1 protein-coding gene is annotated in these 434 nt (G+C 64.7%); it reads left to right on the top strand.

Annotation, left to right across the window (positions count from 1 at the left end):
- The coding region (locus EOA33_RS38435) for a type IV secretion system protein (protein ID WP_281033618.1) at positions 1 to 434 on the top strand (434 nt) is incomplete at both ends.

Genomic DNA, 434 nt, shown 5'->3' with positions numbered 1-434 from the left:
CATGTCGATTGCGCAAGCCCCGAGCTTCGGCTCGATCCTCAATGGCGGCGCCCTCTCCTTCGGCGGGCTGTCGCCGCAAATCCAGAAGATCGCCGGCGCGGTCATCAACGGCCTGCAGCTGGTCAAACAGCTCCAGCAGATTACCGGCCACGGCAGCAGTGCCGTCAACACAGCCTATAGCGGCAGCGTCAACGTCGCGTCGCTGTTGAGCGCCCTCACCTCGCAGGCCTCGCAAGGCGTCGCGCAACGCGAGCAGTCGTTGCAGTCGGCCAGCGGCGAGATCGGACAGTCCGAGGACGTCAAAGGCTCGGTCGATCAAAACACGCGCATGCAGCTCGAGAACGCGCGAGCGGTCAACGAGCTCATCGGCGTCCAGAATGGCGCCGTCGCCGCGCTCAACGAGGAAATGAAGACCCGGCTGTTGCGGCAAAGCC

Source organism: Mesorhizobium sp. M4A.F.Ca.ET.050.02.1.1, assembly GCF_003997725.1.
Lineage (GTDB): Bacteria > Pseudomonadota > Alphaproteobacteria > Rhizobiales > Rhizobiaceae > Mesorhizobium.
Note: the sequence above shows the minus strand (reverse complement) of the source record. Positions and strands in the feature narration are given on the sequence as shown.